Genomic DNA, 14,668 nt, shown 5'->3' on the forward strand with positions numbered 1-14,668 from the left:
AAAATGAAAAAATTTGAAACTTTAACGTCCCAGGTAGTCCCGCTACCGATCGAAAATATTGATACAGATCAAATTATTCCCGCACGCTTTCTAAAAGCAACCACGCGTGAAGGTTTTGGTGATAATTTATTCCGCGACTGGCGTTTTGACACAAACAATCAGCCGAAAACTGATTTTGTGTTGAACAACCCGACCTATACGGGAAAAATATTGGTTGCCGGTAAAAACTTTGGTTGTGGTTCAAGCCGCGAGCATGCCGCTTGGGCTATTCAAGACTATGGTTTTGATGTGGTCATCAGCTCATTCTTTGCCGATATATTCAAAGGAAATGCCCTTAACAACGGTGTATTACCGATTCAGGTACCCGAAGAGTTTTTGGCGAAAATTTTCGAATTGGTGCACCAAAATCCGGCAACGGCGATTATCGTTGATCTTGAAAAACAAACAGTCATGTTGACAGAGACGGGTGATCAATTTGAGTTTGAAATCAATCCATACAAAAAATCATGTTTGATCAATGGCTATGATGACATTGATTTTATCCTTAACCAGAAAGATTCAATCGAAGCATTTGAAGCAAACAGACAATGGTAGATCCTGTCGTCCATATTGCCAATTTAACCATTCAGTACGGTAAAGATACCGTACTGCAAGACTTAAATTGGCAAATTTTTCCTGGCGAGCAATGGATCTTAGGCGGTCCGAGCGGTACAGGAAAAACCACGCTGGCAAAAGCGATTGCCGGGCAATTGAAGTATGAAGGCCAGATTACATTCCATCTTGACCCAGCGAGCCTATTGCCGGCAAAAATTCATTACGTTTCCAATTGGTTTCAGTTTACCAATCTTGAAGGCGATCGCAATTTCTATTACCAACAGCGCTACAACAAATTTGCAAAAAACGATACATTAACGGTTTTTGCCGAGTTGAAACATTTTGCAAAAGAAGAACAGCTTTCTTTTGAAAACGTACGTTCTTACCTGAACATTTTTGGATTCGAGAATTTCAAAGATCAGCAGTTGATTGAACTTTCGAGTGGCGAACACAAAAGACTGCAATTGATCAAGGCCTTGTGGCTTCAACCTCAGGTGCTCATTATCGACCAGCCTTATACAGGACTGGATGCACAGTCCAGAAAAGATCTCAATCAGATTTTCGATCAGCTTGCGGATAAAGGGGTCACCTTGTTGTTGATCAGTAATGATGACGAACAACCGGATTGTATCAATCGTTTTGCGGAAATTCAGGAAGGTAAAATCAGGATTCGCCAACGGAGTGAAGAGCTATCCAAAGGCTTGCCCCGAACAAGAAAGGCGCTGCCTTATTTTCTACAACAGGCACCTCAGGTATCTGCCCAGGTCATGGTAAAAATGAACAAAATCAGTATTTCATACGGCGAAAAACAAGTCTTAAAGAATATTGACTGGGAAGTAAAAGCCGGTGAAAAATGGTTGCTACAAGGGCATAATGGTTCAGGAAAATCAACTTTGCTTAGTCTCATCAACGGCGATCATCCACAGGCTTACGCCAATGACATCCATCTTTTTGGCAAAAAAAGAGGATCTGGAGAAAGTATTTGGGATATCAAAGAACATTTGGGTATTATATCTCCAGAATTACATTGGTACTATGATATGAATGCCAACGTTGGGCAGACGATTGCTTCTGGATTTTTTGACTCCATGAGCCTATACCAACGCTTAGGATTTGAACAACAGCAAAAGCTCGAGCAAATTCTCCATTTTTTTGACCTCAAAGAGGTTAAACACAAAACATTGGGATCATTGCCTTTAGGTCAACAACGTTTGGTCCTATTGGCCCGCACGATCGTGAAACATCCAGAATTGCTGATTTTGGACGAACCTTGTCAGGGTTTAGACCAAGAGCAGACCCAGTATTTCAACGACGTCATCGATGACCTCAGTAAAAGTGGCCAGACGCTCATTTATGTAGGTCACTTCCAAACCCAGCTACCAACGTGCATTGACAATAAAATCGTGTTGGAAAAGGGAGAAGTAAAGGCTATATCCGAAGTTATCCACAAAAAAGAAACTTTATCAACATAAAAATTGTGGAAAACTTCAATTAATTCGAAAATAAGAACAAAAAAATAAAAAGAGAATCAAGATATCGGAAAACACTGGAAATCAAAAGTCAAAAATAAAGATAACTCAATAGGTTTTAAGCCTATTTTCCAAAGTTTCATTAGACCTATCTCTGATAGCTCAATATTAAAAATACAATGAAGAAAAATATTTTAATCATACCTGGAGATGGCATCGGCCAAGAAGTAACAACTTGGGGTAAAAAAGTTTTAGAAAAAATAGGTGAAAATTATGGTCATGAGTTCAGCTTTGATGAAGCTATCATGGGCCATACTGCAATTGAAGCGACAGGCAACCCGCTTCCTGATGAGACATTAGCTAAAGCAAAAGCTTCTGATGCGATCCTTTTCGGCGCCATTGGCCATATTAAGTATGATAATGATCCTTCTGCTAAGGTAAGACCTGAACAAGGCTTGTTGAAAATCCGTAAAGAACTAGGTCTTTACGCAAATCTTCGTCCAATCCTTTTATTCGATGAGTTATTGGATGCTTCGAGTTTAAAGCCCGAAATTCTTCAAGGTACAGATATTCTTTTCTTCCGTGAACTGACAGGTGATGTCTATTTTGGTGAGAAAAATCGCAATGAGGATAATACCTTTGCTTCAGACTTGATGAATTATCACCGTTACGAGGTTGAGCGTATCGCACGTAAAGCTTATGATGCAGCACGCACGCGTAACAAAAGACTATGCTCTGTTGATAAAGCCAATGTATTGGAAACATCCCGCCTGTGGAGAGAAGTTGTCCAGGAAATCGCAAAAGAATATCCGGATGTTGAAACCGAGCACATGTTTATCGATAATGCGGCCATGCAATTGGTGAAAAATCCAAAGAAATTCGATGTGGTATTGACAGCCAATCTTTTTGGTGATATCCTGACAGACGAAGCGTCACAGATCGCAGGCTCGATGGGTATGTTGGCTTCTGCTTCCGTAGGTGATGGCACAGGCTTCTTCGAACCTATCCACGGCTCTGCACACGATATCGCTGGTCAAAATAAAGCAAATCCATTGGCTTCAATTTTATCTGCTGCCTTGATGCTTGATATTAGCTTTGGTCTACAGGAGGAAGCTAAAGCGGTTAACAATGCTGTTGCAGAAACATTAAAAGCTGGTTGGAGAACCGGTGATATTGCCAACAGCAGCACAGAAGCTTCAAAAATCTTAGGTACTCAGGAAATGGGTGAAAAAGTATTGGAGTTTATTAAATAGTATACCCTTTTTAATTTGTAAATCTTTTGAATTAAGAAATTATGTTACACGATCCTAATCATCTTTACATTTTCGACACCACTTTACGTGATGGCGAACAGGTACCAGGCTGCCAATTAACTACTCCAGAGAAAATTGAGATTGCTAAAGACCTGGAAAAACTAGGGGTGGATATTATCGAAGCCGGTTTCCCAGTGTCTAGCCCTGGTGATTTTCAATCGGTCGTCGAATTATCTAAAGCGGTAAACGATGTCATTATATGTGCATTGACCCGTGCCAATCAAAACGATATTGACGTAGCTGCCGAGGCATTAAAATATGCCAAACGCCCACGTATCCATACGGGTATTGGTTCTTCGGACATGCATATCAAATATAAATTCAACAGCACAAGAGAAGAAATTTTAGAACGTGCCGTTGCGGCTGTAAAACATGCCAAATCCTATGTGGAAGATGTCGAGTTTTATGCAGAAGATGCGGGTCGCGCAGACTTGGCATTTCTAGCTAAAATGGTTGAATCGGTGATTGCTGCCGGTGCTACGGTAGTCAATATCCCCGATACAAACGGTTATTGTCTGCCAGACCAATATGGCTCAAAAATCAATTACCTCAAGGAGAATGTACGCAATATCGATCAGGCCATTATTTCGGCACATTGTCACAATGACTTGGGACTTGCAACAGCAAATTCTATCGCTGCGATTCAAAATGGAGCCCGTCAGGTGGAATGTACCATCAACGGTATCGGTGAGCGTGCCGGAAACACGTCACTTGAAGAAGTAGCCATGATCCTTAAAGTGCACAACCAGTCGTTTGGAAGCTTGACATCAAACATCGATAGCCGCATGTTTACGTACTTATCGCGCAAGGTAAGCGAAATGATGAACATGCCTGTACAACCGAATAAAGCGATCGTTGGTCGCAACGCCTTCGCACACAGCTCGGGGATTCACCAAGATGGTTTCCTAAAACACCGTGAGAACTATGAGATCATCAGACCAGAAGATGTTGGTTTGGTTGAAGCTGATATTATCTTAACTGCACGTTCAGGAAGACATGCCCTTAAGCACCATTTGGAGCGTTTAGGCTTCCATCTTGAAAAAGATGATTTAGCTGATTGCTATCAACGTTTCTTGGTTTTGGCCGACGAAAAGAAAAATATTTGTGATGATGACCTAAAAAGCCTCATCCAAGAAAAAATATAAAAAAAGGAAGGCTGCAGATGCAGCCTTTTTTTATCATAAATACATTTTTTTAAAAGGATCCAAATGATACGTTGCTAATTATTATTTTATCATACGTACAAACGATCTTCCATTTAAAATCAACTAAATTTAAATACTGTATAGGTAGAATCTCTCATATAACAGCGAATATCTGCGTTTTATTTGCTACCTTAACTAGGCAATCATCTAACAATGAATCTATCAACCTTAAACATCAATTCAGAAGCTACGCTTGACCGCATCAAGTCTGTGGTCAACAGAACACCGCTTCAATATAATCGGCATCTATCCGAAAAATATGGCGCTGAAGTCTATCTCAAACGGGAAGATTTACAAGTCGTACGTTCCTATAAATTACGCGGTGCCTACAATAAAATTATTTCCTTAACAGCGGAAGAGCTACAACGTGGCGTTGTATGTGCCAGCGCAGGCAACCACGCTCAGGGCGTTGCTTTCTCCTGCAATAAACTCGACATCAAAGGCGTGATATTTATGCCGGGTCCGACACCACGCCAAAAGATTTCACAAACGGAAATGTGGGGTAACGGCAATGTAGAAATTATCTTGACCGGAGACACTTTTGATGACTGCCAAAAAGCAGCACTGGCTTATACAGCAGAGCATGGCATGACTTTCATTCCGCCATTTGATGATCTCAAAGTTGTGGAAGGACAGGGTACTGTAGCCGTTGAAGCTTTACAAGATCTTCCCGATATGGACGCCATATTTATCCCAATTGGTGGCGGTGGACTTGCCGCGGGAGCGAGCTATTACCTAAAAAGTAAAAACAACGCAATCAAATGCTATGGTGTTGAACCCGAAGGAGCCCCCTCCATGCAAGCGGCCTTGACTCACGGCGCACCGATCGAGCTCGAGCATATCAACAAATTTGTTGATGGGGCAGCTGTTAAAAAAATCGGTGCAACGACATTTGAAATTGCCAAACAATTGTTGGATGATACACGCTCTATTCCCGAAGGAAAGATCTGTACCTGTATCCTAGAGCTGTACAATAAGGATGCAATTGTCGTTGAGCCTGCAGGCGCTCTATCCGTGGCCGCTCTTGAATTTCACAAAGATGAAATTAAAGGTAAGAAAGTCGTCTGCATCATATCCGGTGGAAACAACGATATCGACCGCATGAGTGAAATCAAAGAATTGTCTCTACTTTACGAAGGGTACAAGCATTATTTTATCGTTCGTTTCCCACAACGTCCAGGCGCCTTAAAACTCTTCGTTTCCGAAGTATTGGGGCCTAAGGATGATATTACCCGTTTTGAGTTTATCAAAAAAACAGAACGCGAAAGAGGTCCAGCGCTAGTCGGCATTGAGCTCAACAAGCCTGAGGATTACGAAACACTGATTGAACGCATGAAAGAATATAAGTTTGATGTCATTGAAATCAATAAAGACCAGACACTATTTGAATATCTTGTATAAATAATAGGTATAAAACGAGAAAAGCCAGGATATGAATCACTGGCTTTTCTCGTTTATATAACCAAAATATCCCACTCAAAGCCTTCAAAAAAACGAACAATTCCATAACCTAAAAAATCGTATATTTCCGTTATTAAAAGATATTCAATAGCTTAGGAGAGAGCGATAAATTATTTTTATTTGACCAAAGGCATATTGCATATAAAAAGTAATTTATCTAAGTTTAATTGTTTAATCAATACTATACGAAAAATGAGAGTACTAATTTTAACGATTCTGACCTTAATAGGTCAACTTACTTTTGCTCAGACCGACAAAAGTAAACGCCCAAGTCCTCCAGACAACACTAAGGTAACCACCACCGATGGTGTCACGATTGACATTAATTATAGCCGTCCTTCATTGAAAGGTCGTCAGCTTGGTGTTGATATCGCCCCTATCGGTATTGTATGGCGTACTGGAGCAAATGAAGCGACCACCATCGAATTTAATAAAGATGTATTGGTTGAAGGCAAGAAATTAGCTGCTGGTAAATATGGCCTTTACAGCATCCCTGGAGAACACGAAACAACAATTATGTTCAATAAAGTGTGGAATCAGTGGGGAACAAAATATGATGCCAACGAAGATGCTTTACGTGTTTCAGTCAACAATGCCACAGCAAGCAATTCGCAGGAACAGTTTAAGATCAATGCAACGCCGCAAGGAACCGTTTCATTGGAGTGGGGACAGTATGTCGTTCCTTTTACGGTAAAAGCGAGCAACTAAACGCAAAACACATTATCACGGTAATCGGTACGGTACGATCGGTTTTTTAATCAAACAACAGGCCGTTCGATTACCTGATTCTTCTCTTCTCTCAGCCCCATTTTAAAAACTTATTTGTTTATCGATCCGCTTTATTCATTCTATATTTTGTCATAAAAGCGTCGTATTCAGCCTCATCGCGACACATCTTGTCGTACCAGTTCTTTTTAAGAATCAGTGTTGTAATCCCTAAGATCAATATACTAGTCAGTAAGCCCTGTCCCTGTTGAATAACGATATACATCGGGATCAATGTCAAACAACATTGCCATATAATTCCCACGCCAACATTAAATAAATCGCGCTTAAAGTGATTGTTTCTTTTAAGATCAGGGTATTTCTGCAACGCTTTCTGGTGAATTGGTCCCCAAAAGCCCCATGGACGAACACGGACATAAAAATCGACAAGCACATCCTCTTCAGTAGGTTTGGACAGCCAGGTCCCCATCAGACAGCCTAGCAGCGATAGGACAAACAAAAATGGGAAATAATATAGCGGCAAAGTATGCGGGAAAAACTGGGGCAGAATAATCGCCCCGAATATACCGGTCAACATCCCCCAGAAAAATCCAGCCCCGTTAAATCGCCACCAATGTCATTTGAGCACATTCGCGGCAATATACCCGCCATAGAGTGCTGAAACGATCCACTGCAGCACCGAATTGATGTTTTGAACATACAATCCGATGATCGTGCTGCAGACAACCACAGAAACAGAAACAATATAGCTCAACCGAATCTGTTTTTTTGGCGAAGCCGAACGATAAAAATATTTCAGCAAGACATCATTGACCAAGTATGCTTGCGCCGCATTTATCGTTGAAGCAAAAGAAGACATAAAAGCAGCCAGAAGTCCCGCCAACAATAAACCTGTCAATCCAACCTTCCCAAACCGACTAATTGCCTTGGGCAAGATGATCTCAAAATCCATATGGCTTCCCATTGCTGTAAACTCGTCCCGAAAGAATACAAGAGCCAATACCGTAAAGCCCATGATCATCAGATAACGTGGGATAAGCAAGATAACAGATACCGATCCGCTCATTAATGCGGCCTCTTTTGGAGATCTACAAGCCAGAATCTTTTGCATGTCATAGTTGGCCGCGGGCCCAGCCATGCTCATGAAAATACCTTTGAAAAGCATCATCATCACAAATACGGTAAACAGGTTGTATTGATCATCGGCTATTCGGTCCATAATAGAAGGGAGTAAATTGCTCCAATCCATATCCAGGTGCCAGCCAAAGAAGGGAGAGTCCCAACCCTCAGGTGTATTGGCGGCCAACAATTCGGGACTTACCTGCTGCATGGCAATCACGGCAATTGCAATACCAGATACAATCATGATTCCGAACTTCACCATATCGGCCCACACAATACTATGCATGCCGCCAAGCATCACATAAAAAGTCGTGATTGCCGTGAAAAATATGCCATAGAGCTGGGGAACATGCATCGGGTCAATGGTCAATGGAATAAAGCGCGACAGCTGTTCCCAGGGGAAGAATACCTCCATAAATTTACCGATTCCGATAAATCCATAACATAGAAAACCCAATACCGCTACAATGGCGTATAAAATGACGATGGTGTAAGCTCCATCTGCACCCTTACCATGTCCAAAACGGGTTCGGATCCATTCAGCTCCCGTCAAGACATTTGAACGCCGCAGCCATACCGAAAGGTAAACCATCAAAAAAATCTGATTGAAGACAGGCCATAACCAAGGAATCCACATGCTCTTGAGGCCATAAACAAAGGCAAGATAAACCATCCACATCGTGCCCGAAATATCGAACATCCCCGAAGCATCAGAAATACCAAGCATATAGTAAGGAAGTGACTTCCCTCCCAAGAAATAAGAGTCGAGATCCTTAGAAGCTCGCTTTTTAAGAATCAGGCCAATGACAATCATCGTCAGCAAATAACAGACAATGATAACTATATCTATTACGGAAAGTTCCATGAATATTCTTCTCGTGGTCAACCGCAATCTACAATTATATTTCTACTTCTCCAATTGGCCAATCACGACCGAAACTGGATAATGATCTGATATTCCTTCGAGATCAGGACCATTGTGCACTTCGACCTGCTGAACCAAAGGCGACAATCGCTCCGACAATAAGATATAATCAAGTCTCTCCGACACTTCAGCTAATCGGCTGTCGACCCAATTCCAGCCATAAAGCGTGGCTGTTGGAAAACTGACTCGCTTATTTTCCGGAAATACGGTACGTCCGATACAATCATCAAAACCTGCAGCAATAAAAGTCGACAGCACACTATAGTCAAAATGCTGGCCACGCATATTGCCATACTCGGGATGCGCTTGATCCCAATTCGATAAATTCTTTCTCAATGGTGCTTTGTGTTCCAGCCAAATTGCATCCAATGGAGAATACGCATTGAGATCTCCCATGATCATACAGTTATTCAAGGAATTACTTTTGATATAATCCACAATCTGTTGCGCTTCTTTTAATCGATACTTCCAGGAAAAAGGGCTGAGATGTGTGACTATAATATCAATATCTTTAATTTTAACATGCAGCATGCCATGCCAGAACTCATCCACCTGGGCTTTGATTAGCGTAATCGGATAGCGAGACGTGATTCCTACCGGATAGCCCTTCTCTTTGAGTAAAATGCTATAATGATGTCCATAGGATTTGGCAAGCTGTTGAAGATCGGCCTGTTTAAAATCGACCAGTTCTTCTAAAGCAACAATATCCGGTTGTTGTCGTTCCATCCAATGGACAAATTTATCCGATCTTGCTTTCGTACGCTCAAACCCATTCCAGATATTATAAGATATTATCTTTAGCGGTTGATCGGCCTGAGATTTCACTGTCAAACACAGAGAAAGTAAAGCGATCACCCCATAAAACTTGATCAGATTTTTCATTTGTATACTCCTAAATATCGATTTTAAAACGAACAGTAAGCCTTATATAACGAACAACAAGCCGGGCTATGCGATTTAAAATAGGAGACCGGCTTTCAATTTTCACCTCCTACTGTCAGGCTCTTTTCACATCATTAGGTAAACAAATTCCAGATTCCGTGGCATATAGCGCATTGCGGATAATAAGCTGGAGGATATTGTCTACCGAGGTTGACGAGCGAAGGCCGTCGGGTGCTGTATTTAGACAGTAATCCAAAAGTCGGTCGACTGGAGATACAGCAACATGCATTCGTGTGTCACTCGATGCGTAATAGATATAAACCATACCGTTGGCATTCATGATCCAACCGTTGGAAAACAACACATTGGAAACATCACCGATCCGTTCTTCTCCCTCTGGCGCCATCAGATAACCTGCCGGCTCGGCGATCAATTGACTTGGATCATCCAGACTGGTCAGATAAATATAGAGCACATAACGTAAGCCAGCAGCAGTGCCACGCACGCCATGAGCGAGGTGTAGCCAACCTTTCGCTGTTTTTAAGGGCGCAGGTCCCTCACCATTTTTCAGTTCTTTAATGGTATGATAAAAACGTTTGTTGATAATTTGTTCTTCAACAACAACAGCATTTTTAATATCATCAATCAATGACCATCCAATTCCGCCACCACGTTTTGCCAGGATAAAATCATCCTGTGGCCGTGTATACAAAGCATATTTCCCCTGAACGAATTCGGGGTGCAATACGACATTCCGCTGTTGACTACTCGCTTTCAAATTGGGTAATCGCTCCCAGTGCTTCAAATCTTTTGATCGAATGATGCCTGCTGCGGCAACGGCACTGGAGAGATCTTCAGGAGCAGCAGCTGCATCGCGTTTTTCACTGCAAAAAATACCATATACCCAACCGTCTTCATGCGCAGTTAGACGGATATCATATACATTTGTTTCCTCCTCATCTAATTCCGGGAGAGCCAATGGCTGATCCCAAAAGCGGAAATTATCCACCCCATTTTCACTTTCCGCTATCGCAAAAAAAGATTTCCGGTCAGCCCCTTCAACACGAACGAACAACAGATACTTTCCTTGCCAGTAGAGTGCCCCTGCATTCATTGTTGAATTGAAGGTGATTCGCTCTAGAAAAAGAGGGTTTGTTAATGGATTAAAATCATAACGCCAAGTCAAGGGGATATGTTCTTTGGTAACAACAGGATATAAATAACGCTTAACAATTTTTCCTGGATTAGACAGTTCAACATTGGCTCTTTCCAATAATAAGCGTTGTGATTCGATAATATAAGCTTGCTGACATTCAAATGATTCGGCCATAAATTTAGTTCAGTTCAAAAAAATAGTTACTTTACATGTTTTCCGGATAAAGCGGCATACGCGTCACACGATGGAATGCAGTGCCGCTACCCGTAGCGACCTCAAGGTCGAATATCACTTCCTTTGTTTTGGGATCAATCTCCACAACACGTCCGCCCGAACCAATAGAGGTTGCTACACCCATCCCTGGACAAAATAAGACATGTCCCGTTTGCCCCAAGTATTGCACGCCCGATATGGCTTGTGAAAAGCCTTGCGTTCCGCGATCTTTTCCATAAGACCAAACTTGCTGCACCGTTCTATTGGCCATGTCAATTTTATATTCCACTACCCTGCTATAGCTGTTCACCCCGGGAGCAAAATTTGATTTCCATTGCCGATTATACCCATTGTCAAAAACCAAAATCCGATCCTTGCTCAAGGCGACAGGTGTATGTGGACCCCAGGGCCAATCAAAGCCTGCCAGCGCAGCATCTCCATTGATCACTGCTGGGTCCGTAATTGCTGTACCATCTTCGGCAATTGGCTTTAACAACAAGGGCTGATATTTGGCTCCCCAATTTTTATGGGGCGATATAATCCATTGTGTTATTCCCGAATGGTTGAAGCTAAAAATCCCCTGATAACGTGCTGTAGCCAATAAATCTTCGCCAATTTCTGTAATGGAATTGTTGTGAGCCCAGTTATTTGGGCTTTGCGAAAAGGCGGGCGGTGTTACGCCATCAGGCTTGATATAACGCGTTGTATCGAGTTGCTTGGCAAGATCCCACTCATTAGCCAAAACGCCCGTCTGCGGATTCAATTCGATGATAAAGTCGTTAATACGCGGTTGGCCATTGTTTAAACGGGCCGCAGCTTTGGTTACATTGATCAAGAAATTACCATTGGCAGCCTCGGTAATTTCATGATGAAATCCGTACCCCAGTTTGGCGAGATCCCATTGATTGATCAGATTCCCAAATAGATCAATTTCAACGACACGTTGCTGCGATTGATCACCAGAAATAAAAGTTCCTTTTTTTGTTCGTTTAAGACCTATAGATCCGGAAAACCTCTGTAAATCAGGCGATTTCTTCAATAGCAACAACCAACGCAATTCACCCTCGTTATCAATCATATAAGGTAGAGAAGTATCTATCTCACTCTGACCGGGATAACTCACCAAATTAACTCCAGGTTCCATTTTGTCGGTTTGTCCTTTGACGATCTTCCATTGGGGAAAGTCTTGCACTGTTAGAGCTTGTGTGATAATATGTATCGTTGTGCTACCGCGCTCGTTGCCTTCCCGGTCAGTAAAAGCAAGATCGACCATATTATCATAATCGGCATATAAGCCTAATATCGATACGTTTTGACGCGGTGTATCATCGTTACATAAATGCGTAATAGTACCCAGTTTGCCATGCTTTCCGCGTACGGTCACCCGCACACGACCGTATGTCGGTAATCTTACATTTACCATGGCCGACAGCGGATTATAACCCGAAGGATCCAGTTTAATATTTTCAACAATAAAATCGAGCGAAGTACCTTTGGTAGGTACCTCCACCTCCGACCCGTCGCTAAGGGAGAGTTTTGTACGCCAATGTGCCAGATCAGAAGTTATCTTGAGAATATCTTTTACAGGGACGTTTACGGCTCCCTTCTCAAAGTTGAAAACATACTCTAGTGTATGCTGATTGATATCAAGCAACAATTCTCCAGCATCGATTTTGGATGTCAATGCCAGCTTGGAAGACAACTCATTCGTTGTTTCCCGATCTTTCTTGCAGGAAAATAACAACAGAATAAAGCATATAAGTGGCAAAATCAACGTAGTGAAAAATCTACCGATCTGTTGTACTGCAATCATACATATTATTGTTTAAAAGAAATTTTAAAAAGTATTCCGGCAGAGGCATCTACTCCCCTACCGGAAAAAACTAACACTCAACTGTGGAATCGAGAATAATTTTTATTTATGGATTAACCTGTCTAAATCAATGTAATTACCTATCGCCACAACGGATGCTGCTGAATCTTGGTGTTGGTATTAATTTCACCTTCTGGCAAAGGCAGATAATAATGCTTTGGTTGAAACTCGGCGGCACCTTGCTTTTTATTATCTACAAAAATCTGTTTCATTTGAGCATAAGGGTACCAGCGTTTTAAATCGAAGAAACGATGACCTTCAAAGAAAAACTCAAGTTCGTTCTGGTGAATAATCTCTTTCATCAAATCATCCGCGTTGGTCCAAGTTTTATTGGCTAATCCTGCACGATCGCGAACGCGTTTTAAACTAGAAGCTGCCCCGGCAGTGTTACCATTCTTAGCACATGCCTCTGCATGTAAAAGTAGTACTTCTGCAAAACGTAGCAAACGGAAGTTATTGTTTGTATTTGCGGCGTCGTACATACTGTTTGCACCGCTTACATTTCTAAAGAAGTTGGTGTATTTCTTGATCAAGAATCGTCCAGGCTTATTATCTATCGTCGGATACACAAGACCTGGATTTGCTGAAATTTTAGCCATAGACTCTGACCACAACTTATCAAAAGAAAGATTGCCGAACCAAGCGCCGTCTGTAAGACCAGTTTCATAGTCCGAATATTTCCAGTAGAAGCTGGTATACATCCGTTTGTCAAAACGGCTATCTGATCCACTTGGGCGCTCCTCTGCGATAAAATCGCGAACAACGGAAATACCTGGCACCAACTTAAACCAAGCCCCTGTACCTGCCGGTCCCGCAAAATTGGGAATGATAAATCCTTGACGACTATTGGGATTCTCTGCCCCCCAAATGCCATCTGAGCCATATTTACCGTCATATACCAATTCCCAAACGGATTCTTTATTTAACTTTGTATTGTCTTTAAAATTATCTTCGAAATTTTCGACAAGATCATAGTTATAAGGGGCAGTTAACAGTGCCTTCAATTCTATTTCGGCTTCCCCGTATTGTTTAGTATACACCAATGACTTTCCTAAAAAAGCAATCGCTGCTCCCTTAGTCACTCGGCCTGCTTCTGCTGCTGGACGTGTAACAGGTAAATTTTCTTTTGCAGCCTTGAAGTCCGCGATCACTTGTTTCCAGATATCAGCTTCAGCTGTCGATGGTTTGTTTTCGGGATCAACATCTGCGGGAACCAACAATAACGGTACATCGCCATAATTGGAAGCCAACAAAAAATAATATACGCCCCGTAAAAAAGTAGCCTCGGAAATCAGCTCCTTTCTCTTTGCTTCGTCCATGGAAACTTTCCCAATATTATAGAGAAGCACATTGGCTCGATTAATACCATTATATAAACTTCCAAAATCACTTCCTCCAGTTCCCGGAGTATTGAGAAAGGTTGCATATTCCCATGTAAATCTTTCTTCACCTGCAAGGAACCAAACATCATCAGCACGATTCATCGTCTGCCATCCCGTATAGGCGCCATAATACCCTTCCATTTGCCCACGGATAGGTGAATAAACGGTTGCCATTGCCGCCTGTACTTCCGCTTCATTCGACCAGAAAATCTCCGACACCGGTTTGTTTGGGTTCGTACGATTGAGAAAATCTTTGCTGCAGCTTCCCATCAAAAGAAGAACGGCGGCTGCTGCTGTATATTTTTTAATTGAAATCTTCATCCTTTTCATTTTAAATTTAATTGTAA

At 41.9% G+C, this 14,668-nt stretch carries 12 protein-coding genes; 6 read left to right on the top strand and 6 right to left on the bottom strand.

Features of this window, described 5'->3' with window-relative positions:
* Positions 1 to 3: 3 nt before the first annotated feature.
* The 6 genes from leuD to BGP15_RS07165 all read left to right on the top strand — a co-directional run bounded on the left by leuD (position 4) and on the right by BGP15_RS07165 (position 6,750).
* On the top strand, positions 4 to 594 hold the full coding sequence (gene leuD / locus BGP15_RS07140; RefSeq protein WP_286769088.1) for a 3-isopropylmalate dehydratase small subunit: 591 nt from the start codon (positions 4 to 6) through the stop codon (positions 592 to 594).
* Positions 588 to 2,066: an ATP-binding cassette domain-containing protein gene (locus BGP15_RS07145; RefSeq protein ID WP_286769089.1), complete on the top strand. Its 1,479-nt coding sequence runs from the start codon at positions 588 to 590 to the stop codon at positions 2,064 to 2,066. The genes leuD and BGP15_RS07145 overlap by 7 nt, the downstream gene beginning before the upstream one ends.
* Before the next feature lie 176 nt (positions 2,067 to 2,242).
* The gene (gene leuB, locus BGP15_RS07150) at positions 2,243 to 3,316 is read left to right on the top strand and encodes a 3-isopropylmalate dehydrogenase (RefSeq protein ID WP_286769090.1); all 1,074 of its coding nucleotides are present in this window, start codon (positions 2,243 to 2,245) and stop codon (positions 3,314 to 3,316) included.
* Between the two features lie 41 nt (positions 3,317 to 3,357).
* A complete protein-coding gene (locus BGP15_RS07155) occupies positions 3,358 to 4,521 on the top strand; it encodes a 2-isopropylmalate synthase (protein ID WP_083296124.1) in 1,164 nt (387 codons plus the stop codon).
* Positions 4,522 to 4,734: 213 nt separating this feature from the next.
* On the top strand, positions 4,735 to 5,982 hold the full coding sequence (gene ilvA, locus BGP15_RS07160) for a threonine ammonia-lyase IlvA (RefSeq protein WP_286769091.1): 1,248 nt from the start codon (positions 4,735 to 4,737) through the stop codon (positions 5,980 to 5,982).
* 252 nt (positions 5,983 to 6,234) lie between these two features.
* Positions 6,235 to 6,750, top strand: coding sequence for a DUF2911 domain-containing protein (locus BGP15_RS07165; protein WP_286752672.1), 516 nt, complete (start codon positions 6,235 to 6,237; stop codon positions 6,748 to 6,750).
* A gap of 118 nt (positions 6,751 to 6,868) precedes the next feature.
* Here BGP15_RS07165 and BGP15_RS07170 read toward each other — a convergent pair whose 3' ends face one another.
* The 6 genes from BGP15_RS07170 to BGP15_RS07195 all read right to left on the bottom strand — a co-directional run bounded on the left by BGP15_RS07170 (position 6,869) and on the right by BGP15_RS07195 (position 14,642).
* On the bottom strand, positions 6,869 to 7,345 hold the full coding sequence (locus tag BGP15_RS07170; RefSeq protein ID WP_286769092.1) for a hypothetical protein: 477 nt from the start codon (positions 7,343 to 7,345) through the stop codon (positions 6,869 to 6,871).
* A 39-nt stretch (positions 7,346 to 7,384) separates the two neighbouring features.
* Positions 7,385 to 8,755: a sodium:solute symporter family transporter gene (locus BGP15_RS07175; protein ID WP_286769093.1), complete on the bottom strand. Its 1,371-nt coding sequence runs from the start codon at positions 8,753 to 8,755 to the stop codon at positions 7,385 to 7,387.
* A gap of 42 nt (positions 8,756 to 8,797) precedes the next feature.
* Positions 8,798 to 9,697, bottom strand: coding sequence for an endonuclease/exonuclease/phosphatase family protein (locus BGP15_RS07180; protein ID WP_286769094.1), 900 nt, complete (start codon positions 9,695 to 9,697; stop codon positions 8,798 to 8,800).
* 115 nt (positions 9,698 to 9,812) lie between these two features.
* Positions 9,813 to 11,027, bottom strand: a complete 1,215-nt coding sequence (locus tag BGP15_RS07185; protein WP_286769095.1) for a glycoside hydrolase family 130 protein — start codon at positions 11,025 to 11,027, stop codon at positions 9,813 to 9,815.
* A gap of 31 nt (positions 11,028 to 11,058) precedes the next feature.
* On the bottom strand, positions 11,059 to 12,879 hold the full coding sequence (locus tag BGP15_RS07190) for an aryl-sulfate sulfotransferase (protein ID WP_286769096.1): 1,821 nt from the start codon (positions 12,877 to 12,879) through the stop codon (positions 11,059 to 11,061).
* A gap of 140 nt (positions 12,880 to 13,019) precedes the next feature.
* Complete coding sequence (locus tag BGP15_RS07195; protein WP_286769097.1) at positions 13,020 to 14,642, bottom strand: RagB/SusD family nutrient uptake outer membrane protein; 1,623 nt, start codon at positions 14,640 to 14,642, stop codon at positions 13,020 to 13,022.
* Positions 14,643 to 14,668: the final 26 nt, after the last annotated feature.

Source organism: Sphingobacterium sp. 40-24 (genome assembly GCF_001899705.1).
Lineage (GTDB): Bacteria > Bacteroidota > Bacteroidia > Sphingobacteriales > Sphingobacteriaceae > Sphingobacterium > Sphingobacterium multivorum.

What these genes read in the sequence shown, in the direction of transcription:
- BGP15_RS07155 (WP_083296124.1), top strand. Translation starts at nt 3,358, where the DNA reads ATGTTACACGATCCTAATCATCTTTACATTTTCGACACCACTTTACGT.
- BGP15_RS07185 (WP_286769095.1), bottom strand. Translation starts at nt 11,027, where the DNA reads ATGGCCGAATCATTTGAATGTCAGCAAGCTTATATTATCGAATCACAA.
- leuD (WP_286769088.1), top strand. Translation starts at nt 4, where the DNA reads ATGAAAAAATTTGAAACTTTAACGTCCCAGGTAGTCCCGCTACCGATC.
- BGP15_RS07190 (WP_286769096.1), bottom strand. Translation starts at nt 12,879, where the DNA reads ATGATTGCAGTACAACAGATCGGTAGATTTTTCACTACGTTGATTTTG.
- BGP15_RS07145 (WP_286769089.1), top strand. Translation starts at nt 588, where the DNA reads ATGGTAGATCCTGTCGTCCATATTGCCAATTTAACCATTCAGTACGGT.
- BGP15_RS07175 (WP_286769093.1), bottom strand. Translation starts at nt 8,755, where the DNA reads ATGGAACTTTCCGTAATAGATATAGTTATCATTGTCTGTTATTTGCTG.
- BGP15_RS07165 (WP_286752672.1), top strand. Translation starts at nt 6,235, where the DNA reads ATGAGAGTACTAATTTTAACGATTCTGACCTTAATAGGTCAACTTACT.
- ilvA (WP_286769091.1), top strand. Translation starts at nt 4,735, where the DNA reads ATGAATCTATCAACCTTAAACATCAATTCAGAAGCTACGCTTGACCGC.
- leuB (WP_286769090.1), top strand. Translation starts at nt 2,243, where the DNA reads ATGAAGAAAAATATTTTAATCATACCTGGAGATGGCATCGGCCAAGAA.
- BGP15_RS07195 (WP_286769097.1), bottom strand. Translation starts at nt 14,642, where the DNA reads ATGAAGATTTCAATTAAAAAATATACAGCAGCAGCCGCCGTTCTTCTT.
- BGP15_RS07180 (WP_286769094.1), bottom strand. Translation starts at nt 9,697, where the DNA reads ATGAAAAATCTGATCAAGTTTTATGGGGTGATCGCTTTACTTTCTCTG.
- BGP15_RS07170 (WP_286769092.1), bottom strand. Translation starts at nt 7,345, where the DNA reads ATGTTGACCGGTATATTCGGGGCGATTATTCTGCCCCAGTTTTTCCCG.